Raw genomic sequence first — 23,372 nt, forward strand, 5'->3', positions numbered from 1 at the left:
GGTTCTTCGCGACACCCGAGAAGACCCGCAGCGCTGAAGGAACTCATCGGTACGTCCGAGTCTTCCTCATCGCCGCCCCGGTCTCATCCGGGTTTTCGCCCTACACCTGTTCGTCGAACCGCCAGACCGGGAATCGACACGGCGGTCCGTAATTTCTCCGAAGATGGGGTCGAGACTGGAAGAGTTGATCACTGAGCACGGTGTTCCCGGTGCTCAGGTGGCTGTTTTGGCGAACGGGGAGGTGCGGGACGAGGTTGCTGGTGTGCTGAGCGCGCACACTCGGGTCGAGGTCACTCACGACTCGGTGTTCAAGGTCGGGTCGATCACCAAGATCTGGACGGCCACGCTCGTGCAGCAGCTCGTGGACGAGGGTCTGCTGGACCTCGACCGCCCGGTCTGCCACCACCTACCCGGGTTCACGGCCTCGATCGCCTCCCGGCATCTCCTCACGCACACGAGCGGGATCGACGCCAACCACTTCTTCGAAACCGGACGCAACGGCGACGCGATCGAGAGGTTCGTCGTCGCACTTCAAGCGCAGGAGCACGGCAACCCGCCCGGCGTCGCGTTCTCGTACTCGAACAGCGGGTTCGTGGTGCTGGGCAGGCTGGTGGAGGTGCTGCGCGGCAAGCCGTTCCACGACGTGGTGCGCGACCACCTCGTCACGCCGCTGGGGTTGCGGACCGTCGCCACCGACGCGGACGAGGCGATCCTGCACCGGGTCGCGGTCGGGCACGACGAGAGCGGCCTGCCGGTCAGGAGGTGGGCTGTCGCCTACGGCACTGCGCCCAGCGGGTCGCACTTCGCCATGAGCGCCCGTGAGCTGCTGGCGTTCGCGCGGCTGCACCTCGACGACCCGAAGCTCGCCGGGTTGCGGACGCTCCAGGTCGAGGACGTGCCGGACCTGGGGATCGGGGTCGTCGGATGGGGGCTCGGGTGGATGCTCCACCGCAACGGCGTGGTCGGGCACACCGGGGTTTCGAAGGGGCAGAAGGCGTTTCTCAGAATCGCACCGGCCGAAGGGCTCGCGGTCGCTGTGCTGACCAACAGCGTGCACGGCGAAGCGGTGGCGCAGAAGATCTTCACCGAGGCCGGTCTGACACCGTGATCACGACGTTGCCGCGCTTGTGACCTGCGTCGACGTACCGATGCGCCTCGGCGATGTCGGCCAGCGGATACGTCCGGTCCACGACCACGCGCAGCTTTCCGGCGTCCAGCAGGGAGCTGATCACGGGCAGGGTCGCGCGTTTGTTCACGGACATCCCGACCATGACGCGCTTGGCGCGTGGCAAGGTCCACAAAGCCCAGAGGTTGTTCAGGAGGCCCGTGGTTGGCAGATACCGGCCGCCGGAGCGCAGAGAACGCCGGGAAGCGCGGAACGACGACTTGGTGACGGTGTCGAAGACGACGTCGTAGGCGTCGGCGTCCGCGGTGAAGTCGCGGCGGGTGTGGTCGATCACCTCGTCTGCGCCCAGGGACTTCACCAGGTCCGCGTTCGAGGGGCCGCAGACCCCGGTGACGGTGGCGCCCAGGTGTTTGGCCAGCTGGACGGCGTAGGTGCCGATGCTGCCGGACGCCCCGTTCACCAGGACTCGATCGCCAGGGCGGACCTTCGCCTTGTCCCGCAAGAAGAACAACGCCGTGGTGGCGCCGTCGACCGCGGCAGCCGCCTCCTCGAACGTCACGGTGGCCGGCTTCGGGGCCAGGGAGCCGTCGGCCGGGAGGCGGACGTACTCGGCGTGGCCGCCCACCGCGAAACCCGTGAAGCCGAAGACCTCGTCTCCCGGACGGAAACGCGTGACCGCGGAGCCGACCGAGTCCACCACGCCCGCCACCTCCAGGCCCAGCGTGCGCAGTGACGGACGCGGGCGGCGCAGGCCGAGGATCACGCGGCCCCACAACGGTTCGCCGCGGCGCATCGCGCATTCGGCCGACGTCACCGTGGTGGCGTGGACCTTGATCAGGACGTCTCCCTGGCCGGTGGTGGGCAGCGGTCTGTCCACCACCTGGACCACCTCGGGCGGGCCGAAGACCGTGTGCACGGCTGCTCTCATGCGGCGACGGTAGAGAACGCCGGAGTCGTTGCAGGGGAACGGATCCGGGAATCAGGGAGAAAGCAGGGTGCCACCTAGGGGCCTAGGACCGCGGGCCGATGCCGAAGTCGGACCCCGGGCCGATCACAAGTCCTCTGAAGGCTGACAGCGTTCAGAACCATGAGGTTTCCGAACGGGTGGGTTGGTGGCGCGGCGCTCGTCGCCGGGCCGGTTCTGCTGCTGGCGGGCACGCTGTTGCGGTCGCCGTTCCACTACTTCTTCCCCGACCAGCTCAGGGCCGTGGCCGAGCATCCGACGCTGGTGCGGGCGGCCTACACCGCGTTCCTGGCGGGCAACGTCGTGATGTGGGCGGCGGTCGCGCATCTGGTGCAGCGGACGGGCACCAGGTGGGCGGCCTGGGGCGGGGTGTTGGTGACGGTCGGGCTGTTCGCGCGGACGTTCCACGCCGGCGTCGACCAGGCCGCGTTCAACGCCGCGAAGCAGCTGGGCGTTCAAGGGGCGACGGACTTGGTGGCGCGGGGCTACGGCGAGCTGCACCTGTTCAGCTTCCTGTCGTTCACGATCATGTTCGGCTGGTTCGTGCTGGCGATCGCGGCGTACCGCGCGAAGGCGCTCGGCATCGCCAGGTCGGTGGCGCTGGCGAGCATGGGGTTGTTGCCGCTCGGGGTGTTGAAGGGCACCGAGCTGTTGTCGGTCGTCGGCACGGCCGGGTTGTGCTTCGCGTTGGTGCCGTTGGGGGTTCAGGTGTTGCGGGAGCAGGCGCGGCCGACGCGGAAGGACGTGCTGATGGCGGTGCCGGTGGCGCTCGGGCTAGGGGCGCTGGCGGTCCTCAGCACGCTCGGATGAGGCGAACGGCAGCGCGAACCAGAGGCCGGTGAAGACGACGAACGCCAGCGCGCCGACCACGATGGCCGGCCAGCCGCCGAGCACCACCTCGGCCAGCAGCAGGACGGTGCCGGTCATCGCGAGGGCCAGGAAGGCCAGGCCGATCAGGGCGAACGTGTTGCCGTGGCGGACCACGTCCTCGCGGCGGCCCTGCCGGAACAGGACGCGGTGCCACGCCGCGGGGGCGGTGAGGAAGGCGACGGCGATGGCCGCGCACAGGACCGTGACCAGGTGCGTCCAGCGGATGTAGCCGCTGACGGAGGAGTACTTGTCGGTGAACGCGATGGAGAGCAGGAAACCGAACAGGATCTGCACGCCGGCCTGGGCCACGCGCAGCTCCTGGAGCAGCTCGTTGATGTTGCGCGCGAGTCTGCGCTGGTCGGACTCCTCCGCTTCGCTCACCAACGCCGCTTACCCGCCGTCTGCCCTTTGAAACACCAAAAGATGCAGAGCTCGGCCATTGGCACTAAGCAGGTGATCCATGAAGACGCTTGCAGTCGCGGTCGCCGCCGCCCTCCTGTTCACCGGAACCGCGCACGCCGATCCCGCGACCGTGGCCCACACGTCCGCCACCTTCGAGAGCTACAGCGCCAAGGCGAACGCCATCACCTACGACGCCAAGGTGCCGGCCGGTGCGCGGGTCACCGTGCTCGGGGTGCCGTCGGTCGGCGGACGGACGACGGTGTTGCTGGTGCTCAAGGGTTTGCTGCCGAACCGGGCCTACGGCGCGCACGTCCACGTGAAGAAGTGCGGCGCGAATCCCGCCGACTCGGGGCCGCACTTCCAGAACGTCGACGACCCGATGCAGCCGTCCGTCGACCCCGCCTACGCCAACGCGCGCAACGAGATCTGGCTCGACGTGCACACCGACGCCGGCGGATTCGCGTACGCCGAATCCACTGTGGACTGGCAGTTCACCGAACGGCACGCGCAGTCCGTTGTGGTGCACAACGAACACACGCACACCAAGCCCGGCGAGGCAGGCACCGCCGGGCCACGACTGGCGTGCGTGAACGTCGCCTTCTAGACGCGGTCGATCACGAACTAGCCTCTTTTGATCACAAAAAAGTCAGTCACGAACGCGACCGGGTCGCCCGCGGTGTTGCGGCCGACCCACGTCGGGTAGACGCCGTCGCCCCAGCCGGTCGAGAACGCCACCACGTTCAGGCCGGACCGGGCGTCGGTCACGTTGGCTGGGCCGCGGCCGCCGCCCACCTCGCCGAGCGCGTCGATCAGGTGGCAGTTGCCCAGCTCGTCGTCGCTCACCAGGCGGTCCAGCACGGAGGCCGTGGCCAGGTCGAAGAACGCGCCGGTGCTCGACTTCACGTCGTACCCGAACTCCGGCATCACCGGCAGCATCGGGACCGTCTCGCCCGGGATCACCGCGGGCCGCCACGAGTACGCGGGCTCGTCGCTGATCATCACCCTGGCGGCCGCGACGCGATAGCCCTGCCGCTCGTCAGGGACACCGTCGCCGTCGATGTAGGAGACCAGCGAGACCGACACCGGGTACTTGCCCGGCTCCACCGCGTCCGTGAACGCCTCCGCGTCCTCCGGCCACACGACGAACGGGTCCGCCGCCACGAGCCTGCCGGTCGGCAGGGACAGCTCGCCGACCTGTTCCACCTTGATGACCTGCTGTTCACCGCCGCCTGTCGACGTGGCGACCGGCCCGTCGACGAAGAACCGCTCGAACCCGGACCTGATCAGTGCAACCGCCCCCATGAGCTAGGCCACCTCCGACTGCATGTTGGCAGAAGCCCCTGACACCCGATCGGGGCACCGGGGGTGTTCGCCGTGAGTGAAGACCCCAGTTGCCGCAAGGAATCCGCTGCCACGCTGGTCAGCATGGGGACGATCGAAGTGGTGCTCGGTGACATAACTCGACAGGAAGTCGACATCATCGTCACGGCGGCGAACGAGTCGTTGCTCGGTGGCGGCGGGGTCGACGGCGCGATCCACCGCGCGGCCGGGCCGCGGCTCGCGGAGGCGGGGTCGAAGCTCGCGCCGCTGGAGCCCGGCAAGGCCGTGGCCACGCCCGCGTTCGACCTCGCGCCGGTCAAGCACGTGATCCACACGGTCGGGCCGGTCTGGGAGGACGGTGGGCACGGCGAGGACGAGGTGCTGCTGAGCTGCTACGTCCAGTCCGTCCTCCTGGCAGAGGAGCTGGCCGCGGACAGCATCGCGTTCCCCGCCATCTCGACGGGGATCTACGGCTTCCCCGCCGAACGGGCCGCGGGGATCGCCGCGCTGGCGGTCCGCTCGATGCGGATCCTCGACGAGGTCCTGCTGGTGGCGTTCGACCAGGAGACCTGCGACGCGCTGACCAGGAGCCTGGCCGAGCCGATCGAGGAGTGGTGCCCGACCTGCGGGGAGAAGGGGATCCCGCTCGTGTTCGGCCGGCCCGTCGGGGAGGTGTCCGCGGCGGCGGCCGCGGGTCTGGTCGCGCTCGGTGGCTGCCTGGTCTCCGGCGAGGGCGACGATCCGGTTTGGCAATGCCCGCAGGTCCACCGGTGGGGCGGCGGCACGCGTGACGAACATCGCAGCCAGGCGGTGTGCTTCGAGGCCGTCGCGGTCACTCTCGGTGAAGATCACGGCAGGTCAGTGCCGTAACCTGAAGGGCGTGTCCGTTCCCTCCGTGCTGAAGATCGGCCCGTTCGCCGTCGACCCGCCCGTGGTGCTGGCCCCCATGGCGGGCATCACCAACGTGGCGTTCCGGCAGCTGTGCCGTCAGTACGGGGCCGGGCTCTACGTCTGCGAGATGATCACCGCGCGTGCCCTGGTCGAGCGCGACCCGATGACCATGCACATGATCACGTTCGACGAGGGCGAGAGCCCCCGGTCGATGCAGCTCTACGGTGTCGACCCGAAGAACGTCGGCGAGGCCACGAAGATGATCGTGGACGAGAACCTCGCGGACCACATGGACATGAACTTCGGCTGCCCCGTGCCCAAGGTGACGCGCAAGGGCGGCGGCGCGGCGCTGCCGTACAAGCGCGAGCTGTTCCGGCAGATCGTGCGGGCCGCGGTCCGCAACGCCGGGGACATGCCGGTCACCGTCAAGTTCCGCATCGGCATCGACGACGACCACCTGACGTACCTCGACGCCGGCCGCATCGCGGCGGACGAGGGCGCACAGGCCGTGGCGCTGCACGCGCGCACGGCGTCGCAGCGGTACTCCGGCAAGGCGGACTGGACGGCCATCGCGCGGCTCAAGGAGGCCGTGACGAGCATTCCGGTGCTCGGCAACGGCGACATCTTCAGCGCCCAGGACGCGCTCGACATGGTCGCGGAGACCGGGTGCGACGGCGTGGTCGTCGGGCGCGGCTGTCTCGGCAGGCCGTGGTTGTTCCGCGACCTGCAGGCGGCGTTCCGCGGCGAGCCGGTCCCCGAGGGCCCGAGCCTCGGTGAGGTCGCCGAGGTCCTGCGCACGCACGCCCGGCTGCTCGCGGCCCACGACGGCGAGAACAAGGGCCTGCGCGACCTGCGCAAGCACATGGCCTGGTACTGGCACGGCTTCCCGGTCGGCGGCGACACGCGGCGGGCGTTCGCGATGGTGTCGAGCCTGCAGGAGCTGGACGACCTCATCGGCACGCTCGACGGGAGCGTGCCGTTCCCCGCGAACGCCGAGGGGCCGCGCGGCAGGCAGGGCTCGTCGGCGAAGGTCGTGCTGCCCGAGGGCTGGCTGGACGACCCGGAGGACGCCACGGTGCCGTCCGGCGCGGACGTGATGCACTCCGGTGGCTGAACGGATCGTGGTCCTCTTAGCCGCGCTCGCGCTGGTCGCGGGCTGCGGCGGACCGGTCGCGGGCACGGCACGCCCCGTCCAGTTGGGCGACGGCGAGCGCGCGAAGTTCAAGGAGTACTACGAGCGCGTCAACAAGGCCGGTGACGAGGGCGCGTCCCAGCAGGCCAAGCTGCTGAAGGACACGCAGCACCCCGACTTCCGGCAGAAGACGTGCGACCTGCGCGGCGCGACGATCAAGGTCGAGCCGACGTGGACGACGCTGCGCGCGGACGCCGACTGGACCCCCGCCGGCGAGAAGTCCCACCCCAGCGGTGCGGTGTACGTCGTCGCCGTGACGATCACGATCCGCCAGAAGGACCAGATCATCGGCAGCCAGATCGGGTCGATGCACGTGGTGCTCCTGGACGACGAGGTGTACGGGTTCGCGCCCTGCCTCGGTGGCTGAGCGGATTGTTGATCTTCCAAGCTCACTGGATCGGAGCAGTTGACGGTCAACCGGACGGGGGAAATCCCGTCCACAGGTGTCCTCCTAGCTCAAGCGGTGCCTCTCAGGGGACGACACCTGGCAGGTAAGGAGGTGACCGCGATGACCGCACTGCGACCCGAGACCGCAGAGATCCAGCAGGCCGACGCCAGCGTCGACAAGCAGGGTCCCGGCCTGGTGGGGCTGCACGAGTCCATCGCGACGTTGCTCGCCTCCCGCGGTCAGTGGCGCCAGGCGTACCAGCACCTGCGTTCCGCGCTCGACCTCGTCCACGCGGACCAGGGCGAGGAGCCGCACGTTCCGGAACAGCTGCGCCGCGAGGTCGAACTGCTGCGCCGGGAGCACGCCGAGGCACGCGAGCAGAGCCTGCGCGACAGCCTCACCGACTCCTACAACCGCCGTTACCTCGACCAACGGCTGATGGACCTGCTGACCGAGCACGGGCAGTGCCGGCACGGGCTCGCCATCGCTCTGATCGACCTCGACTGGTTCAAGCAGGTCAACGACACCTTCGGCCACCTCCTGGGCGACCGGGTGCTGCAGCGCGTGGTCGAACTGCTGCAGCAGGGCCTGCCGGAGGGCGCCTTCTGCGCCCGCTACGGCGGCGAGGAGTTCGTGCTCGTGCTGCCCCGTGTGGACGCCACGAGCGCCGTGGAGATCGCCGAGGCGGCCAGGGAACGTGTCGAGCGTCACCCGTGGCAGGAGATCGCGCCGGGGTTGCGCGTGACCGTCAGCGCGGGCCTCGCGTACGAGCCGCCGGCGGACGAGGCGCCGGAGCGTCCGGCGGTCGGGGCCGAGCAGCAGCTGCTGCGCGCCGACAGCCTCCTGTACACGGCCAAGCAGTCGGGACGCAACGCGGTGGCGTACCGTGCCGACGGACGGGTTCGCCTCGCAGGAGCTGCCGCGGGCAGGCGTGCGATCGCTGAATCACGTGTTCTCGGTTACTACTGAGTGAGCTGGCTCACCCGTTCAGGGCAAGCGGACTGCGCGTAATCGCGTACGGATCGCAGCCGTATCACCCGGAGTGGTCGTCAGAAGTCGGCTACATCCGTAGTATCGCGGGCGCAACTGACACGCCGGTGATGCAACCCTTGTGTCCCGGTCGTCGTCACTTCGTAATGACGAACCGCTTTTGCTTCTGACCCAGAAGGGAGATTGGGTGCCCGACGACCCCCGACGTGGCGGCCCCTCTTCCCGCGGTGATCAGGATCCCCAGCACGACCAGCCGACCGGCCGTAGACGTCGCTCGATGGAAGGCTCTGGGGGCCTGAGCGTCTCGGACCTCATCGAGCAGCACAGCAGGACGAACATCCCCCGACCCGTCCCGCCAGGCGCGCCCGACGCATCCACGACAGGCAGGCGTGCCCTGCCGGATCCTCCCGCGGCAACGGGCAGGCGCGCTCTGCCTGACCCGCCGGCCCACCAGCAGCAGCCTCCGCAGGCACCGCGGCAGCAGCCACCCGCGGCTCACCGGCCAGGTGAGCAGACGGGTACGCGCCCGCGGCCCGAGCAGGCAGCCCCGCAGAACTTCACCGGCGACCAGACCGGCAGGCGGCGCAGGACCGACGGCCCCGAGCCGGCCGGTCCCCAGCAGACCGGCCCCCGGCCCAGGCCTGCCCAGAACCCGGAGCAGAGCGGTTCCTACCGCGTTCCCGGTGAGCAGACCGGCCAGCGGCCGAGGCCAGAGCCGACGAGCAGGCAACCCCGTCCGGCCCCCGGTGAGCGGCCGGGACAGCCGAACGGCACGGCACGCCGGCCCGCACCGAACGCTGCTCCGCCGGCACCCGGCGGGGCACCGCCGCGCAGGCTCCCGCCGGGCGACGCTCCGTCGTCCAACGGCATCCCGCGCCCACCCGCACCCGACGGCAGGCAGCCGGCTCCCGGCGACCCGCGGCGGATGCCTCCCGGTGACGTGCCCTCCGCGAACGGCATCCGGCGCCCCGCCCCTGGTGGAGCGCCTGAGGCAGGTCTGCCGAACGGCACGGTCCGCAGGCCGGACGCCGGTGGCGCACCTCCGCGCAGGCTCATGCCGGGCGACGCCCCGTCGTCCAACGGCATCCCGCGCCCACCCTCTCCCGGCGACCCCAACGCGCCGAAGCGTCCGGGTGAGGCGCCGCAGGCAGGCGGCCCGAAGCGGCCCGCTCCCGGCGGAACGCCGGAAGGTCCCGCCGCCGGTGCGCCGCGCCGCCTCCTGGCGGGCGAGCCGCCGTCGTCGAACAGCATTCCGCGTCCTCCCGCCCCCGGCGAGGGGCCGGAAGCCACCGGCCGCCGCCCCATGCCCCCGAACGGGGACGTGACGGGCAGGCAGCCGATGCCGTCGCGCGCGGAGTCGAGCGGTCCCCGGCCGATGCCCCCGAGGGCGGAGTCGAGCGGTCCTCGTCCGGTCCCCGGTGGTCTCGCGAACCGGCTCGGCACTCCCGAGCCCGCGGACGAGCCGAAGGCCGACGCTCCCGGTCCCGAAGCCACCCAGATCGCCTCGGCGGCGGGTGTGGCCAAGGTCGAGAAGCGCGAGGACATGGACCCGACGTGCCTCACCACCGAGATGGAGGCCATCGGCGACGACGTGAAGAAGCGCCGCGAGGTGGACCACACCCTCGCGCGGTTCTCCGCGGTGCACGACGAGCTTCTTGAGCAGGAGCGCCAGCGCAAGGAACGGCGCGCCAAGCTCATGCCGTGGGTCAAGGAGGGTGACGACGGCGAACTGGTCGACGAAGCAACCCAGTACGCCGAACCCGTCGCCCTGGACGAGGAAACCGGCGAGCAGCGCCCCACCGGCCGCACGCCCCAGCAGCGCAAGCTGATGCGCACCGCCAGGATCGGGGCGATCGCCGCCGCGGCAGTGATCTTCGCGTCGACCGGCATCGGCTGGGGTGCGATGAAGTGGGCCGACTCCAAGATCCAGAAGATCGACGCCCTCGGCGGCAACTCGCAGGCGGTCCTGCAGGCGGACAAGCAGCTCGGTGACGAGAACTTCCTGCTGGTCGGCTCGGACACCAGGGCGGGCGCGAAGGCCGGTGACAACGTCGGCACCCAGGACCAGGAGGGTGGCGCGCGGTCGGACGTGATCATGCTCGCGCACATCCCCAAGGACCGGAAGCGCATGGTCATCGTGTCGCTGCCGCGCGACGTGCGCGTCGATCGTCCCGAATGCCGCACCTACAACCCGGACAACGGGCAGTACGCGGGCCCGCTGGCGCCGGAGAAGGCGGTCATGGCGAACTCCGTCTACAACGACGGAGGGCCCGAGTGCGTGGCCAACCTCATGACCCAGCTGACCGGTCTCAAGATCAACCACTTCGTCAGCATCGACTTCGTCGGCTTCCGCGAGATGTCGACGGCGATCGGCGGCGTGGAGATCTGCACGCCCACCAAGATCGTGGACGACGAGCTCGGCGTCGTGATCGACAAGCCGGGCAAGCACGTCCTCAAGGGCGACCAGGCGCTGTCTTACGTGCGTGCCCGCAAGGTGCAGGCGCAGGGTGACGGCGGCACGGACTTCGACCGGATCAAGCGGCAGCAGGGTTTCCTGTCCGCGATGCTGCGCCAGGCGCTGTCGAACGAGGTCCTGCTGAGCCCGACCAAGCTCAACAACTTCATCAACGCGCTCACGAAGTCCACGGTCGGCGACAACATCGACGTCGCCTCGCTGCTGGAGCTCGCGAACTCGTTGCAGAGCCTCGACGCCGGCCGCGTCTCGTTCGTGACGATGCCGCACTGGACCGACGAGGGCCCGACGCTGTCGAACGACGACAACATCGAGCGCCTCAAGGACGACGACATCAAGGCGTTGTTCCAGACGATCATCGACGGAACCCCGCTGCCGCAGGAGAAGGCGGCCGAGCCGAAGCCCGGTGACGCCACCCCTCCCGCTCAGCAGCCCGGCACCGTGATCGACCCCAAGCAGGTCACCATCCAGGTGCTCAACGGGGACCCGTCGAACGGCGGCGCGGCGGACCGTACGGCGAACGCGTTGGCGCAGAAGGGCTTCCAGATCGCCACCCGCGGCAACGCGCCCAACGCCGACAAGACGATCATCAAGTTCGCGAAGGGCAACGAGAACAAGGCGGCCACGCTCAAGGCCGCGGTGCCCAGTGCGGAACTGGTCGAGTCGCCCGAGATGGGCGGCGCGGTCGAGCTGGTGATCGGTGCGAACTTCGACGAGAAGATCCAGGCACCGGGTAACGGCGGCCAGCAGGGCACTCCGCAGGGACAACCCCAAGGTCAGCCGGGCGACGGTCTGTCCATTGTGAACGCGGCACAGGACCCCTGCGCGGCGAAGTGATTCGCCTGGGGTTCACCTCCGGTTCATCCTGGCATGTCGCTGCCGCGATGGTCGGGACGTAGGCTGAGCGCATGCGCGAGGCCTACCACGACCAGCTAGAACAGCTCGCCGACCAACTGGCCGACATGACCGGCCTGGTCGCCGAGGCGATGCAGAACGCGACCGCGGCACTGCTGGGGGCAGACCTCGGTCTGGCCGAGCAGGTCATCAGCGGCGACCAGAAGGTCGACGACGTCCGCTCCAGCATCGAGGAGCAGTCGTACGCACTGCTCGCCCTGCAGGCACCGGTCGCGACCGACCTGCGCACCGTGCTCGCGGTGATCCACGCCGCCGAGAGCGTCGAGCGCATGGGCGACCTCGCCCTGCACGTGGCGAAGGCCGCACGCCGCCGCCACCCGGCGTCGGCGCTGCCGGACGACGTCAAGCCGTACTTCGAGGAGATGGGCCGCATCGCGGTCAAGCTCGCGAACGAGGCCGCGGAGATCATCCGCGCGAAGGACGTCGACCGCGCGCGCAACCTCGAGGACGAGGACGACGCGATGGACGACATCCACCGCCACCTGTTCTCCGTGATCATGGACAAGGAGTGGCAGCACGGCGTTCCCGCCGCGGTCGACGTGACGCTGCTCGGCCGCTTCTACGAGCGCTACGGCGACCACGCCGTGTCGGTCGCCAAGCGCACGGTCTTCGTCGTCACCGGCCGGATGCCCGGCTACGGCGGCGACGACAACCTCTAGGGCACTCACACGACACCGGCCCCGCATCCTCGGAGGATGCGGGGCCGGTGTCGTTTCGCTCAGCGGAACCGCGCGACGCGTTCGGCGACCAGTTCCGGGTCCGCGTAGGCCTCGGAGAACTCGGCGAGCACGGTGGGCAGTTCCTCGTCCCACACGGCGCGTGCCTCGTCACGCGGCAGGTCCCGCGCGTCGACGGTGAAGTACGCCCACGCCCGCACGATCTCGGGCAGCAGAGCCAGATCCTCGTCGGACACGTGCAGCTTCGCGGCCACGTCCAGGATCAGCACGGCGGTCAGCGACGCCGGTCCGTAGACGACAGGATCGCGGTTCTGCTCCACCGCGGAGGAAGCGACGATCCGCGCGAACGCCCGCGCGGCCTCGACGTCCGCGATCCCGTGCTCCGAAGCCAGGAACGCGCCGACCACCTCGTCCGTCCTTTCCGGACTGATGGCGGTGATCTCGTACTCGGACGGCACCAACGCGCTCACGCGGGCGTCGGCGAGTGCGATCAGCTGCACGGGGTGCCGCACGTCCTCCTCGCCCAGGAGACCTTCCTCGATCTCCTCGTCAGGGCCGTCCTCCCAGAACTGCTCGACGTCCGGCCACACGCGGTCGTAGACGTCGCTGGCGCTCAGAGCGGTGATCTCGTCGCGGAACGCCTCGGGCGTGGAGGCGATCATGTCCTCCAGCAACGCGACGGTGCCCTCGTCCGGCGTCGAGAACAGCTCGATCGCGGTGGCGCCGAGCACCGGCTGGCGCATGAACAGCACGGTCTCGCCGACACCCGCGCGTTCCTGCGTGATCGCGATGACCTCCACGTCCCCCAGCAGGTTCGTGACGAGGAAGGCGTCGCGGAAGTCCGGCACGGTGCCGGCGACGTACCACGAGGGCTCGGCGACACCGCGCGCCGCAACGACTTCGGCGGCCGCGAACGAGGCTGCCCGGTTCTCCTCGGAGCCCACGCCGGCCAGCGCGCGCAACGCGGTGAGCGCCGCGGGATCGTCCATGTCCTCCAGCGCCTCGATCAACGGCGCGGTGCCGGATCCGGCGAGCCAGAGGGTGGCGTAGAGCTCGCTGGCCCAGGCGTCCGCGAGCAGCCACGACTCCGAACGCACCGCGGCCGCCGACTCGAGCAACGCCCCGTACGGGGACTGCTGCTCGGGCCTGCGGCCGGGTGCCTTGCCTTGCTTCTTCTTGCGGCTCTTGCTTTGCGGGCTCACCCGCAGAAACTTAGTGCAAGCCGGGTCTTTAGCCGAACCGGCCGGAGATGTAGTCCTCGGTGGCCTTCTGGCCGGGGTTGGAGAAGATCTTCTCCGTGTCGTCCACCTCGATCAGCTGTCCCGGCTGACCGACACCCAGCAGGTTGAAGAACGCGGTCTGGTCGGACACGCGCGCCGCCTGCTGCATGTTGTGAGTCACGATGACGATCGTGTACTCCTTCTTCAGCTCGGTGATCAGGTCCTCGATCGCCAGCGTGGAGATCGGGTCCAGGGCCGAGCAGGGCTCGTCCATGAGCAGCACGTCGGGCTGCACCGCGATGGCACGCGCGATGCACAGACGCTGCTGCTGACCACCGGAGAGGCCGCCGCCCGGCTTGTCGAGCCGGTCCTTGACCTCGTTCCAGAGGTTGGCGCCGCGCAGCGAGCGCTCCGCCACCTCGTCGAGCTTCTTCTTGTCCTTCGTGCCCGCGAGGCGCAGGCCCGCCACCACGTTGTCGCGAATGGACATCGTGGGGAACGGGTTGGGGCGCTGGAACACCATGCCGATGGTGCGGCGCACCTCGACCGGGTCCACAGTGGACGTGTAGATGTCCTCGCCGTCGAGCAGCACCTTGCCCTCGACGCGGGCGCCGGGAGCCACCTCGTGCATGCGGTTCAGCGAACGCAGCACGGTCGACTTGCCGCAGCCGGAGGGGCCGATGAACGCGGTGACGTTCTTCGGCGGCACCGCGAGCGAGACGTTCTCCACGGCGTGGAACTTGCCGTAGTAGAGGTTCAGGTCCTTGATGTCGAGTCGCTTGGCCATGTCCGCCCGCTCACTTCGTCTTCGGCGCCAGCGCCCGCGAGATCACGGTCGCCAGGAGGTTGAACAGGGTGATGAGGACGACGAGGGTGATCGCCGCGCCCCAGATGCGCTCGAAACCGGCCTGCGTCGGGTTGTTGCGCTCGTTCACCATCATCAACGGCAGCGAGGCCATCGGGCCGTCGAACAGGTTGTAGTTGATGAACGGCGCGTAGGCCGCGAGCACCAGCACCGGTGCGGTCTCGCCCATGACGCGGGCGAGGGCCAGCATGATGCCGGTCAGGATGCCGGAGAGCGCCGTCGGGATGACGATCTTGACGATCGTCTTCCACTTCGGGATGCCGAGCGCGTAGGACGCCTCGCGCAGCTCGTCCGGGACGATCTTGAGCATCTCCTCGGTCGTGCGCACGATGACCGGCACCATCAGCAGCACCAGTGCGATCGACACCGCGAGCGCGCTGCGGCCGAGGCCGAACGTCGTGATCCACACCGTGTAGACGAACAGCGCGGCGACGATCGACGGGACACCGGTGAGGATGTCGACCATGAACGTCGTCGACTTCGCCAGGCGCGAACGGCCGCCGTACTCGACGAGGTAGATGGCGACCATGATGCCGATCGGCACCGAGATCACGGCGCAGACCAGGCCCTGGACCAGGGTGCCGTAGATCGCGTGGTACGCGCCGCCGCCCTGCTGGCGGGCCAGCAGGCCCGACATGGACTTCTGCCACCAGTCACCGTCGAGGATGACCGGGAAGCCGCGCTGGATGACGGTGTAGAGCACCCACACCAGCGGGATGATCGCGATCAGGAACGCGCCCCAGACGAGTCCGGTGGCGAGGCCGTTCTTGATCCGGCGCGAGACGCTGACCGACTGGAACGTCGGCGGCGTCGCGAGGCGCGTGGGGTCGGCGAGGTTGGTGCTCACTCGTACTCCTTGTGGCCGGCGACGATCGAGCGCGCGATGGCGTTCACGACGAAGGTCAGCACGAACAGCACCAGACCGGCGGCGATGTAGGCACCCGCCGAGCGCGGGTCGTTGAACTCCGGTGCGGCGAGCGCGATCTTCGAGGCGAACGTCGAACCACCGTCGAACAGCGACCAGCCGAACGAGCTGGTGGCGGTGCTCAGGATGATGGCGACGGCGATGGTCTCACCCAGCGCGCGGCCGAGGCCGAGCATCGAGGCGCTGACGTAACCGGCCTTGCCGAACGGCAGGACGGTCGTGCGGACGACCTCCCACTTGGTCGCGCCGAGCGCGATGGCGCCCTCGACGTGCATCGTGGGCGTGCGCTCGAAGACCTCTCGGCTGACGGCCGTGATGATCGGCAGGATCATCACCGCGACGACGATGCCCGCGGTGAAGATGGTGCCGCCGAGCTGCACGTTCACGTTGCCCTTGGCGAGCAGCGGGATCCAGCCGAGGTTCTCGATCAGCCACTCCGAGAACGGGAAGAGCACGGGACCGAGCACGAACAGGCCCCACAGACCGAAGACGATCGAGGGGACCGCGGCCAGCAGGTCCACGACGTACGCGAACGGCCGGGCGAGGTTGCGCGGCGCGTACTGCGTGAGGAACAACGCGATGCCCAGTGCGATCGGCATGGCGATCAGCAGCGCGAGGAGGGCCACGACGACCGTGACGAGCGTCAGGTCGAGGATGCCGAACCGCAGGTTGGACGGGTCGGTGGTGTTCCACTCGCGGCTGGTCAGGAAGTTGACGTTGTCCAGCCCGAGCGACGGGATGGCCTGCAGGATCAGGAACAGGCCGATCGCGCCGATGAGGACGACGATGAAGACACCGGACCCCGTCGCCAGGCCGCGGAAGATGCGGTCGCCAGGCCGGACGTGAGGTGCCTTGGTCGTTTCTGGAGCTTCCGGTGTCGGGGGAATCGGAGCCTCCGAGGCGTGGGGAGCAGCCGCGACGCCCCGCTCCGCTCCGGTCTCACCGGAGCGGGCGGGGCGCTTGGCCACGACGGGATCTTTCATCGCGTCTGCGTCAGCCGAAGTTTCGCATCAACCTCAGGCGATCGCCTTCACAGCGGTCAGGATCTTGTCCTGGAACGCCTTGGGCAGCGGCACGTAGCCGGCGTCGGCGAGCTGCGCCTGGCCGGTGGTCGCGGCGACCGTGAGGAACGCCTTGACGGCCTTCGCGGTGTCGGCGTCGTAGCCCTTGGAGCACACGATCTCGTAGGTCGCGAGCAGCAGCGGGTACGCACCGGCGGCCTTGGTGCCGTAGATCGAGTCGAGGTCGAGGACGAGGTCGTTGCCCTGGCCCTTGATCTTGGCCTCGTCGATGGCCTTGCCGGCCGACTCGGCGGTCAGCTCGACGGCGCCGGCACCGGCGTCGATCTTGGCGACCGAGAGCTTGTTGTCCTGCGCGAAGGACCACTCGACGTAGGTGATCGCACCGTCGATGGAGCCGACGGCCTGCGCGACACCGGCGGACTTCTCCTTGCCCTCGCCGACACCGCCCTTGAACTGCTTGCCGTCACCCTTGGTCCAGCCACCGGCGACCTTGAGGTACTTCTGGAAGTTGTCGGTGGTGCCCGACTCGTCCGAGCGGTAGATGACCGCGATGTCCTTGTCCGGCAGGGTCGCGGAGCCGTTCAGCGCCTTGATGGCCGGGTCGTTCCACTTCTTGACCGTGCCGGAGAAGATCGCGGCGGTGGTCTTGGCGTCCAGCACGAGGCTGTCCACACCGGAGACCTTGTAGCCGACGGCGACGGGGCCGAAGACCAGCGGCAGGTTCCAGGCCGGGTTCGTCTGGCAGCGCTTGGCGGCGGCCTCGGTCTCGGCGCCTTCCTTGAGCGCGGAGTCGGAGCCGCCGAAGTCGACCTGACCGGCGTTGAAGTTCTTCACGCCGGCACCGGAGCCGGACGGGTTGTACGCGAGGTCCACACCGGGGCAGGCGGCCTGGTAGGCCTGCACGAACGCGTCGACCGCGTTCTTCTGCGCGGAGGAGCCCTCAGCGTTGAGCTTGGTCTTGCCACCGCACTCGACAGGCACAGAGGCAGCGTTCGACGAGGTGTTGTTCGTGCCACCCGCCGGCGCGTTGTTGTCGCTGCCACATGCACTGAGCAGCAGCGCGCTGGCCGCGACGAGGCCGAGCACGGCACCGTGCCGCTGGATCTTCACCTTGGTCCTCCACCTTGCGGAAGCATTTAGCGGTTCGCGACGGACGCCGCCGCTCGCTACGGAAGGTAGGTAGCCAGGGTGGACAACCCACCTAGACAAGATGAACGGGAGGTGAACACAGGACGGGAAGTGACGGGTCACACGGCCGAACGAGTGATCGCGTGACCAGCGCGTATGCGTTTTGTGACGGTACGTTGACTACCGGGCGTACTGGACGTCTGCATCCCAAAGGGTGAAGCCGAGTTTCGTGTAGACGCTCACCGCCGCCGTGTTGTCGGACTCGACGTAGAGCATCACTTCCTTGACGCCCTGTTCGCGCAGGTGACGCAGGCCGGCGAGGGTGAGCGCACGGCCGAGGCCACCGCCCTGGCGGTCCGGGTCGACGCCCACGACGTAGACCTCACCGAGCTCGGGCGTGTGCACCTTCGTCCAGTGGAAGCCCGCGAGCCTGTCGTCGGCGTCGAACGCGAGGAGGAACCCCTCGGCGTCGAACCAGTCCTCTTCTTCCTTGGCGCGCACGTCCTCGATCGACATCGCGCCCTGCTCCGGGTGCCAGTCGAACGCGCGGTGGTTCACGTAGACGACCGCGGCCTCGTCCTTGCCCGGCACGAACGGCCGGATCGTGACGCCCTCGGGCAGCTTGGGCTCCGGGAGGTCGTTCTCGACGCGCAGCTTCATGCGCAGCAGCTCGCGCACCTTGCGGAAGCCGAGCTTGTCCGCGAGCCGTTCGGCGTCCGGGTGGCCGCCGTGCGCCCAGACGCGCAGCGAGTCCTGCGGAAGCGCCTTCGCCAGTGCCTCGCCCACGCCCTGATGGCGGTACTTCGGGTGCACGGCGAACTCGGCGACCTTGTTGCCGCCGGAGTCCCCGATCAGGTCGACGTGCGCGTACCCGGCGAGCTCGCCGTCCAGGTGCGCGAGGAGGTGCCGGCTGCCCGTCGCGCCGGGGCGCAGGCGCAGCCGGACGGCCTCACCGACCGGCGCCACGCCGTCGCTGCTCTGGGCGGCCTGCAAAAGCCGCGTCACCTCGGCGGCCTGGTCGGCCGTCAGCTCCTCGAACCAGCTCAGTTGCGCCACACAGGCGAACCTACCGCGCGATCAAACGATCATCCAGAACGCGGACGGAGTCGTCGATCTCCACCTCGGCGACGTCGGGGCGGCGGTTCGAGCCGGGACGCGGCGGGCGGACGAACTTGTAGCCCACGTTGCGGACCGTGCCGATGAGCGCCTCGTGCTCGGGGCCGAGCTTGGCGCGCAGCCGTCGCACGTGGACGTCGACCGTGCGGGTGCCGCCGAAGAAGTCGTAGCCCCAGACCTCCTGCAGCAGCTGGGCGCGGGTGAAGACCCGGCCCGCGTGCTGCGCGAGGTACTTGAGCAGCTCGAACTCCTTGTAGGTGAGGTCGAGCGGGCGGCCCTTGAGGCGCGCGGTGTAGGTGGCCTCGTCGATCACGAGGTCGCCGAGCTGCAGCGCGCCGTCGCCACCGGGCGCGGTCGTGCCGCGGCGGGAGCGGACGAGGCGCAGGCGTGCGTCGACCTCGGCGGGGCCGGAGTTCGGCAGCAGGATCTCGTCGACCGACCAGTCGGAGTTGACCGCGACCAGACCGCCCTCGGTGACGACCGCCACCACGGGCACGTCCACGCCGGACGAGTCGAGCAGGCGGCACAGCGAGCGGGCGCCGACCAGGTCGGTGCGCGCGTCGACCAGCACGATGTCGTGGGGTCCGGCTTCGAGGAGCGCGGAGACCTCGGGACGCAGCGGGCGAACCGCGTGCGGCAGGAGCGCCAGTGCGGGGAGCACGGCCTCCGGGTCCGGGTCTGTCGTCAGCAGAAGCACGTCGATGCTCATCGCGGCGCCCTCCAAATCGGCCGTGGTCGGTCACCTCGACCAGACCAGCGGCGTACGGTGACCGGGCCCCGTTGCCTGCGGATGACGGAGACAATACCGGTGCACCCCCAGAAAGTCCCAGGTCAAGAAGCCGTGCTCACACTTGTTTCCACAGACGTCATGCCTGTTACATCCATGTCACACGACGGGGTGCGCCTGCACGGCGTCCACCACAAGTGTGAAAGCGACGTCGCTTTCGTTGTGGGACATGGGTTCACGAACCACGTGCGACGTCCGTACGTGGCCCGCGTGCTCGCCCGTCTGGCCAGGAAGGCCGGTGTCGTCGCGTTCGACTTCCGCGGCCACGGACGGTCCGAGGGACGCTCCACGGTCGGAGCCGACGAGGTCCACGACATCGAGGCGGCCGTGCGGACGGCCCGTTCGCTGGGCTACTCGAAGATCGCCACGATCGGGTTCTCGATGGGCGCGTCGATCGTGCTGCGGCACGCCGCGCTGGGCGAGACCAAGCCGGACGCCGTCGTCTCCGTGAGCGGGCCCGCCAGGTGGTGGTCGCGTGAAACCGCTCCCATGCGGCGGGTGCACTGGTTGCTGGAGCAGCCCCACGGGAAGCTCGCTGCACGGGCGCTCGGGGTTCGGCTCGGCGGCAGCTGGGTACAAGCGCCGGAGAGTCCGCTGGAGGTGGTCGGGCGCATCACGCCGACCCCACTGCTGATCGTGCACGGTGACCTGGACCACTATTTCTCGGTGGAGCACGCCAGGTCGCTGCACCGCGCGTCCTCCGGACATGCCGAGTTGTGGATCGAACCCGGCATGCGGCACGCGGAATCGGCCGCGACTCCAGACCTGGTAGACCGGATGGCGGCATGGATCGCCGTTAACGTCGAGGACGAGGGATGACTGCGCAGACGCCCGCACGGCCGCGGAAGAAGAAGTCACGCCGTGGGAAGTTCCTCATCATCACAGTGATCGTGCTGGGCGTGCTGCTCGTGGCGGCCGACTTCGCGCTCGCGGCGGCCGGCGAGTACCAGATCGCCCAGCGGATGCGCGAGAAGCTGCAGCTCAGCGAGGACCCGGCGGTGCGCATCAACGGGTTCCCGTTCACGCTGCAGGCGCTGCGCGGCGACTACCAGCACGTGGAGATCCGCGCGTACGGCGTGCCGATCAAGGACGAGCAGCAGGGCGTCGACCTGCGCGACCTCGACGTCGAGGCGGACCTGCTGCACACCCGCGTCGAGCTCTCGGACCTGCTGGCGGGCAACGTCTCCAAGGCGACCATCGACACCGTCAAGGGCAGCGTCCGGATCAAGGCGATGGACCTGAACCGGCTCGCGAACCAGGTGACGCCGTTCGACAAGCTCTCGATCGAGCCGGACAACCGCGTCGACGCGCCCGCCCCCGCCGACCCGGCGGCGCCCAAGACGACCGCCGCGATCAAGCTCTCCGGCGAGACCAACGTCGCCGGCAAGGTCGTCACGCTCACCGCGTACGGGCAGATCGCGCTGGTCAGCGGTGCCATCCAGATCAACATCGACGACATCGAGCTCAACGACGCGTCGTTGAAGCAGATCATCCCGCAGCTGCGCCAGGCGCTCGCGATCAAGATCGACCCCGGCACGCTGCCGTTCGGGGCGACCCCTACGGCCGTCGAGGTGGAGAGCGGCTCGTTCAAGCTGTCCGGCCAGATCACGGATGTACCGTTGGCCCAACGATGACTGGTGTGTGGGCGCTGCTGGGCGCGCTGGCCGTGGCCGGTGCGCTCGGTGTGCTGCTCAAGGTCCGCGAGGGCCGCATCTCCTCTCGTTCGGCTCCTTCGGCCGACCTGCCCGCTCCCGTGCGCGACCTGCTCGCGCCGGGGGTGACGCTGGTGCAGCTCTCCACGACGTTCTGCGCGCCGTGCCGGCACGCGAAGGTGGTCCTGCGCGACCTGGCCGACCGCACGGAGGGCCTCACGCACGCCGAGCTCGACGTCACGAACCTCCCGGACGTCACCACGTCGCTGGGCGTCATGCGCACCCCCACGACGTTGGCTCTGACCGCCGACGGCACCGAGGTGTTGCGAGTCGGCGGCGTGCCGAAACGCGACTCGTTGCTGGCCGCGCTGCGCCCGCATTTGCCCTAATCCGGTCGGGTGAACCTGCGCTGTTCCATCAAGTGGACATACCTCCCGCACCGAGGGATTGAGGGCTACCCTCGCTGCCATGACCTTGCTGCTCACGAAGCGACGCGCGGTTGACCTGTGCCGCGTGCGCAGCAGCCTGTGTCGCACGACGAGCTGAACTGGGCTGCTTGACGCCCATCAGCTACCTCTGCCGGACTGAATCCCCTCGTCCGTTTGCCCGGAGGTCGTCGTGCCCAAAGACTCCCCTGTAGACCCGCGCGGACCGCGCTTCTCCGCCTGGATGACGACCGTCATCCTCGCGATCGTGTTGCTCACCGGCTGGTGGCGTCTCCTCGCCGCGCAGACGGTGCTCTTCGCGATGTGCGCGTTCATCTCGCTGAAGTTGAACCCGTGGGGTCACGTCTACCGCTACGCGATCCAGCCACGCCTGACCCCGACGACCGAACGCGAAGAGGCGGCCCCGCTGCGGTTCGCGCAGGGCGTCGGCTTCGTCTTCGCACTGATCGGCACCCTCGGCTACGCCACCGGCCTGACCACGCTCGGCATGGTCGCCACCGGCTTCGCCCTGGTGGCAGCGCTTCTCAACGCGGCGCTCGGCCTGTGCCTCGGGTGCGAGATGTACCTCGTGCTGCGCAGGTACGTGCCTGCACTCGCTCGACCGCAATAACGACACCGCACTACTACAGGAGCAACTTCCCATGAGCCGTGAGAACGTGCTGGTCTCGGCCGCCTGGTCCGAGGAAAACCTCCAGGCGCCGGGCGTCGTGTTCGCGGAGGTCGACGAGGACACCACCGCGTACGACGGCGGCCACATCCCCGGTGCCGTGAAGATCGACTGGAAGAACGACCTCCAGGACCCGGTCCGCCGCGACTTCGTCGACCGCGAGGGCTTCGAGAAGCTGCTCTCGGCCAAGGGCATCTCCAACGACGACACCGTCGTCCTCTACGGCGGCAACAACAACTGGTTCGCGGCCTACGCGTACTGGTACTTCAAGCTCTACGGCCACACCAATGTCAAGCTGCTCGACGGTGGCCGCAAGAAGTGGGAGCTCGACGGCCGCCCGCTGGACAAGGAAGAGGTCACGCGTTCCGCGACCTCTTACTCCGCGCAGGAGCAGGACCTGTCGATCCGCGCGTTCCGCGACGAGGTCGTAGAGGCCATCGGCAACAAGAACCTCGTCGACGTCCGTTCCCCCGACGAGTTCTCCGGCAAGCTCCTCGCCCCCGCGCACCTCCCGCAGGAGCAGGCGCAGCGCGGCGGCCACATCCCGTCGGCCGTGAACGTCCCATGGTCCAAGGCGGCCAACGAGGACGGCACCTTCAAGTCCGACGACGAGCTCCGCGAGCTCTACTCCGAGGCGGGCTTCGACGGCAGCCGCAAGACCATCGCCTACTGCCGCATCGGCGAGCGCTCCTCGCACACCTGGTTCGCCCTGCGCGAGCTGCTCGGCCACGAAGACGTCAAGAACTACGACGGTTCTTGGACGGAGTACGGCTCGCTCATCGGCGTGCCGATCGAGCTCGGTTCCGGCAAGGAGTCCTGACATGAGCAACGGCTGCGGAGCCCCCGCCCAGGGCGGCTCGATCGACGTCTCCACAACGGAAACGGTCCTGGAGGGCAAGGTCCTCTCCGAGGGCACCCCGGTAGGCGGCGCCTTCGTACGCCTGCTCGACTCGACGGGCGAGTTCACGGCGGAGGTCGTGACCTCCCCGGAAGGCGACTTCCGCTTCTTCGCGGCGCCGGGCAGCTGGACCGTCCGCGCGCTGCACCGGTCCGGCAACGGACAGGCGGACGTGTCGGCGTCGGGTCCCGGCGTGCACGCGGTGGAGATCGCGGTCGCCTAGGCAGACCTGATCGGTAGGACGAGGGCCCCGGCGGTGACTCACCGCCGGGGCCTTCGACGTGCGGGGCAGGCGAGCCGTGTGATCGGTGCGATGCCGCAGGCGAGCCGTCTTTAGCAAGGTGGCCGGGCGGTGGGGTCCCATCACGAGTCGCGCCATAGCTCTTGCTGCAGTCAGGTAGGGGTGTCAACTCGACATGCTTTTCGTGGAGTTGACAC

At 69.2% G+C, this 23,372-nt stretch carries 26 protein-coding genes; 16 read left to right on the plus strand and 10 right to left on the minus strand.

The features are described 5' to 3' along the window. Nucleotides 1-163 precede the first annotated feature (163 nt). Nucleotides 164-1,108, plus strand: a complete 945-nt coding sequence (locus ACFWN2_RS37950; RefSeq protein ID WP_382435391.1) for a serine hydrolase domain-containing protein — start codon at nt 164-166, stop codon at nt 1,106-1,108. Here the strand turns inward: ACFWN2_RS37950 and ACFWN2_RS37955 are convergent. Next, nucleotides 1,083-2,054, minus strand: a complete 972-nt coding sequence (locus ACFWN2_RS37955; RefSeq protein WP_382435392.1) for an NAD(P)-dependent alcohol dehydrogenase — start codon at nt 2,052-2,054, stop codon at nt 1,083-1,085. The two genes, ACFWN2_RS37950 and ACFWN2_RS37955, sit on opposite strands and share 26 nt — an antisense overlap. A 159-nt stretch (nt 2,055-2,213) precedes the next feature. On the opposite strand from ACFWN2_RS37955, the gene ACFWN2_RS37960 reads away from it, so the two are divergent. Continuing rightward, the gene (locus tag ACFWN2_RS37960; protein WP_382435393.1) at nt 2,214-2,900 is read left to right on the plus strand and encodes a hypothetical protein; all 687 of its coding nucleotides are present in this window, start codon (nt 2,214-2,216) and stop codon (nt 2,898-2,900) included. Here ACFWN2_RS37960 and ACFWN2_RS37965 read toward each other — a convergent pair. Next, entirely contained in the window at nt 2,865-3,341 is a 477-nt protein-coding gene (locus ACFWN2_RS37965) for a DUF6328 family protein (protein WP_382435394.1), read from the minus strand. The genes ACFWN2_RS37960 and ACFWN2_RS37965 overlap by 36 nt on opposite strands. Nucleotides 3,342-3,420: 79 nt before the next feature. Here ACFWN2_RS37965 and ACFWN2_RS37970 point away from each other — a divergent pair, with 79 nt between their 5' ends. Beyond that, complete coding sequence (locus ACFWN2_RS37970) at nt 3,421-3,966, plus strand: superoxide dismutase (protein WP_382435395.1); 546 nt, start codon at nt 3,421-3,423, stop codon at nt 3,964-3,966. Between the two features lie 17 nt (nt 3,967-3,983). Here ACFWN2_RS37970 and ACFWN2_RS37975 read toward each other — a convergent pair whose 3' ends face one another. Further along, the gene (locus tag ACFWN2_RS37975) at nt 3,984-4,664 is read right to left on the minus strand and encodes a DUF4241 domain-containing protein (RefSeq protein ID WP_382435396.1); all 681 of its coding nucleotides are present in this window, start codon (nt 4,662-4,664) and stop codon (nt 3,984-3,986) included. A 123-nt stretch (nt 4,665-4,787) separates the two neighbouring features. On the opposite strand from ACFWN2_RS37975, the gene ACFWN2_RS37980 reads away from it, so the two are divergent. The 6 genes from ACFWN2_RS37980 to phoU all read left to right on the plus strand — a co-directional run bounded on the left by ACFWN2_RS37980 (nt 4,788) and on the right by phoU (nt 12,190). Further along, the gene (locus ACFWN2_RS37980; protein ID WP_382435397.1) at nt 4,788-5,552 is read left to right on the plus strand and encodes a macro domain-containing protein; all 765 of its coding nucleotides are present in this window, start codon (nt 4,788-4,790) and stop codon (nt 5,550-5,552) included. A 10-nt stretch (nt 5,553-5,562) separates the two neighbouring features. Beyond that, a complete protein-coding gene (gene dusB, locus ACFWN2_RS37985) occupies nt 5,563-6,687 on the plus strand; it encodes a tRNA dihydrouridine synthase DusB (RefSeq protein WP_382435398.1) in 1,125 nt (374 codons plus the stop codon). Continuing rightward, nucleotides 6,680-7,132, plus strand: a complete 453-nt coding sequence (locus ACFWN2_RS37990) for a hypothetical protein (protein ID WP_382435399.1) — start codon at nt 6,680-6,682, stop codon at nt 7,130-7,132. Before dusB ends, ACFWN2_RS37990 begins: the two co-directional genes overlap by 8 nt. A gap of 141 nt (nt 7,133-7,273) precedes the next feature. Then, nucleotides 7,274-8,122, plus strand: a complete 849-nt coding sequence (locus ACFWN2_RS37995) for a GGDEF domain-containing protein (protein WP_382435400.1) — start codon at nt 7,274-7,276, stop codon at nt 8,120-8,122. A gap of 298 nt (nt 8,123-8,420) precedes the next feature. Next, complete coding sequence (locus ACFWN2_RS38000; protein WP_382435401.1) at nt 8,421-11,453, plus strand: LCP family protein; 3,033 nt, start codon at nt 8,421-8,423, stop codon at nt 11,451-11,453. A gap of 71 nt (nt 11,454-11,524) precedes the next feature. Next, nucleotides 11,525-12,190, plus strand: coding sequence for a phosphate signaling complex protein PhoU (gene phoU / locus ACFWN2_RS38005; RefSeq protein ID WP_382435402.1), 666 nt, complete (start codon nt 11,525-11,527; stop codon nt 12,188-12,190). Between the two features lie 59 nt (nt 12,191-12,249). Here the strand turns inward: phoU and ACFWN2_RS38010 are convergent, their stop codons facing one another. From ACFWN2_RS38010 to ACFWN2_RS38040, 7 genes are all read right to left on the minus strand, one after another. Further along, nucleotides 12,250-13,410, minus strand: a complete 1,161-nt coding sequence (locus ACFWN2_RS38010) for a hypothetical protein (RefSeq protein WP_382435403.1) — start codon at nt 13,408-13,410, stop codon at nt 12,250-12,252. Between the two features lie 28 nt (nt 13,411-13,438). After that, a complete protein-coding gene (gene pstB / locus ACFWN2_RS38015; RefSeq protein WP_382435404.1) occupies nt 13,439-14,215 on the minus strand; it encodes a phosphate ABC transporter ATP-binding protein PstB in 777 nt (258 codons plus the stop codon). A gap of 10 nt (nt 14,216-14,225) precedes the next feature. Then, complete coding sequence (pstA, locus tag ACFWN2_RS38020) at nt 14,226-15,140, minus strand: phosphate ABC transporter permease PstA (RefSeq protein WP_382435405.1); 915 nt, start codon at nt 15,138-15,140, stop codon at nt 14,226-14,228. Then, nucleotides 15,137-16,201: a phosphate ABC transporter permease subunit PstC gene (pstC, locus tag ACFWN2_RS38025; protein ID WP_382435406.1), complete on the minus strand. Its 1,065-nt coding sequence runs from the start codon at nt 16,199-16,201 to the stop codon at nt 15,137-15,139. Before pstC ends, pstA begins: the two co-directional genes overlap by 4 nt. Nucleotides 16,202-16,234: 33 nt before the next feature. Continuing rightward, the gene (gene pstS, locus ACFWN2_RS38030; protein ID WP_382435407.1) at nt 16,235-17,350 is read right to left on the minus strand and encodes a phosphate ABC transporter substrate-binding protein PstS; all 1,116 of its coding nucleotides are present in this window, start codon (nt 17,348-17,350) and stop codon (nt 16,235-16,237) included. A 198-nt stretch (nt 17,351-17,548) separates the two neighbouring features. Further along, on the minus strand, nt 17,549-18,424 hold the full coding sequence (mshD, locus tag ACFWN2_RS38035) for a mycothiol synthase (RefSeq protein ID WP_382435408.1): 876 nt from the start codon (nt 18,422-18,424) through the stop codon (nt 17,549-17,551). Between the two features lie 10 nt (nt 18,425-18,434). After that, nucleotides 18,435-19,193: a winged helix-turn-helix domain-containing protein gene (locus tag ACFWN2_RS38040; RefSeq protein WP_382435409.1), complete on the minus strand. Its 759-nt coding sequence runs from the start codon at nt 19,191-19,193 to the stop codon at nt 18,435-18,437. Between the two features lie 174 nt (nt 19,194-19,367). On the opposite strand from ACFWN2_RS38040, the gene ACFWN2_RS38045 reads away from it, so the two are divergent. The 7 genes from ACFWN2_RS38045 (at nt 19,368) to ACFWN2_RS38075 (ending at nt 23,157) form a co-directional block, all read left to right on the plus strand. Beyond that, nucleotides 19,368-20,090 (plus strand): alpha/beta hydrolase, encoded by a 723-nt coding sequence (locus ACFWN2_RS38045; protein WP_382435410.1) that lies wholly within the window; start codon nt 19,368-19,370, stop codon nt 20,088-20,090. Then, nucleotides 20,087-20,905, plus strand: a complete 819-nt coding sequence (locus ACFWN2_RS38050) for a DUF2993 domain-containing protein (protein WP_382435411.1) — start codon at nt 20,087-20,089, stop codon at nt 20,903-20,905. The genes ACFWN2_RS38045 and ACFWN2_RS38050 overlap by 4 nt, the downstream gene beginning before the upstream one ends. Beyond that, nucleotides 20,902-21,312, plus strand: coding sequence for a thioredoxin family protein (locus ACFWN2_RS38055; protein WP_382435412.1), 411 nt, complete (start codon nt 20,902-20,904; stop codon nt 21,310-21,312). Before ACFWN2_RS38050 ends, ACFWN2_RS38055 begins: the two co-directional genes overlap by 4 nt. Before the next feature lie 79 nt (nt 21,313-21,391). Next, a complete protein-coding gene (locus tag ACFWN2_RS38060) occupies nt 21,392-21,469 on the plus strand; it encodes a putative leader peptide (RefSeq protein WP_373294250.1) in 78 nt (25 codons plus the stop codon). A gap of 72 nt (nt 21,470-21,541) precedes the next feature. Continuing rightward, complete coding sequence (locus ACFWN2_RS38065; RefSeq protein WP_382435413.1) at nt 21,542-21,979, plus strand: DUF4395 domain-containing protein; 438 nt, start codon at nt 21,542-21,544, stop codon at nt 21,977-21,979. 31 nt (nt 21,980-22,010) lie between these two features. Continuing rightward, entirely contained in the window at nt 22,011-22,856 is an 846-nt protein-coding gene (locus ACFWN2_RS38070; protein ID WP_382435414.1) for a sulfurtransferase, read from the plus strand. Nucleotide 22,857: 1 nt separating this feature from the next. Continuing rightward, nucleotides 22,858-23,157, plus strand: a complete 300-nt coding sequence (locus ACFWN2_RS38075; protein WP_382435415.1) for a DUF1416 domain-containing protein — start codon at nt 22,858-22,860, stop codon at nt 23,155-23,157. Nucleotides 23,158-23,372: the final 215 nt, after the last annotated feature.

The organism is Lentzea sp. NPDC058436, assembly GCF_042721515.1.
Lineage (GTDB): Bacteria > Actinomycetota > Actinomycetes > Mycobacteriales > Pseudonocardiaceae > Lentzea.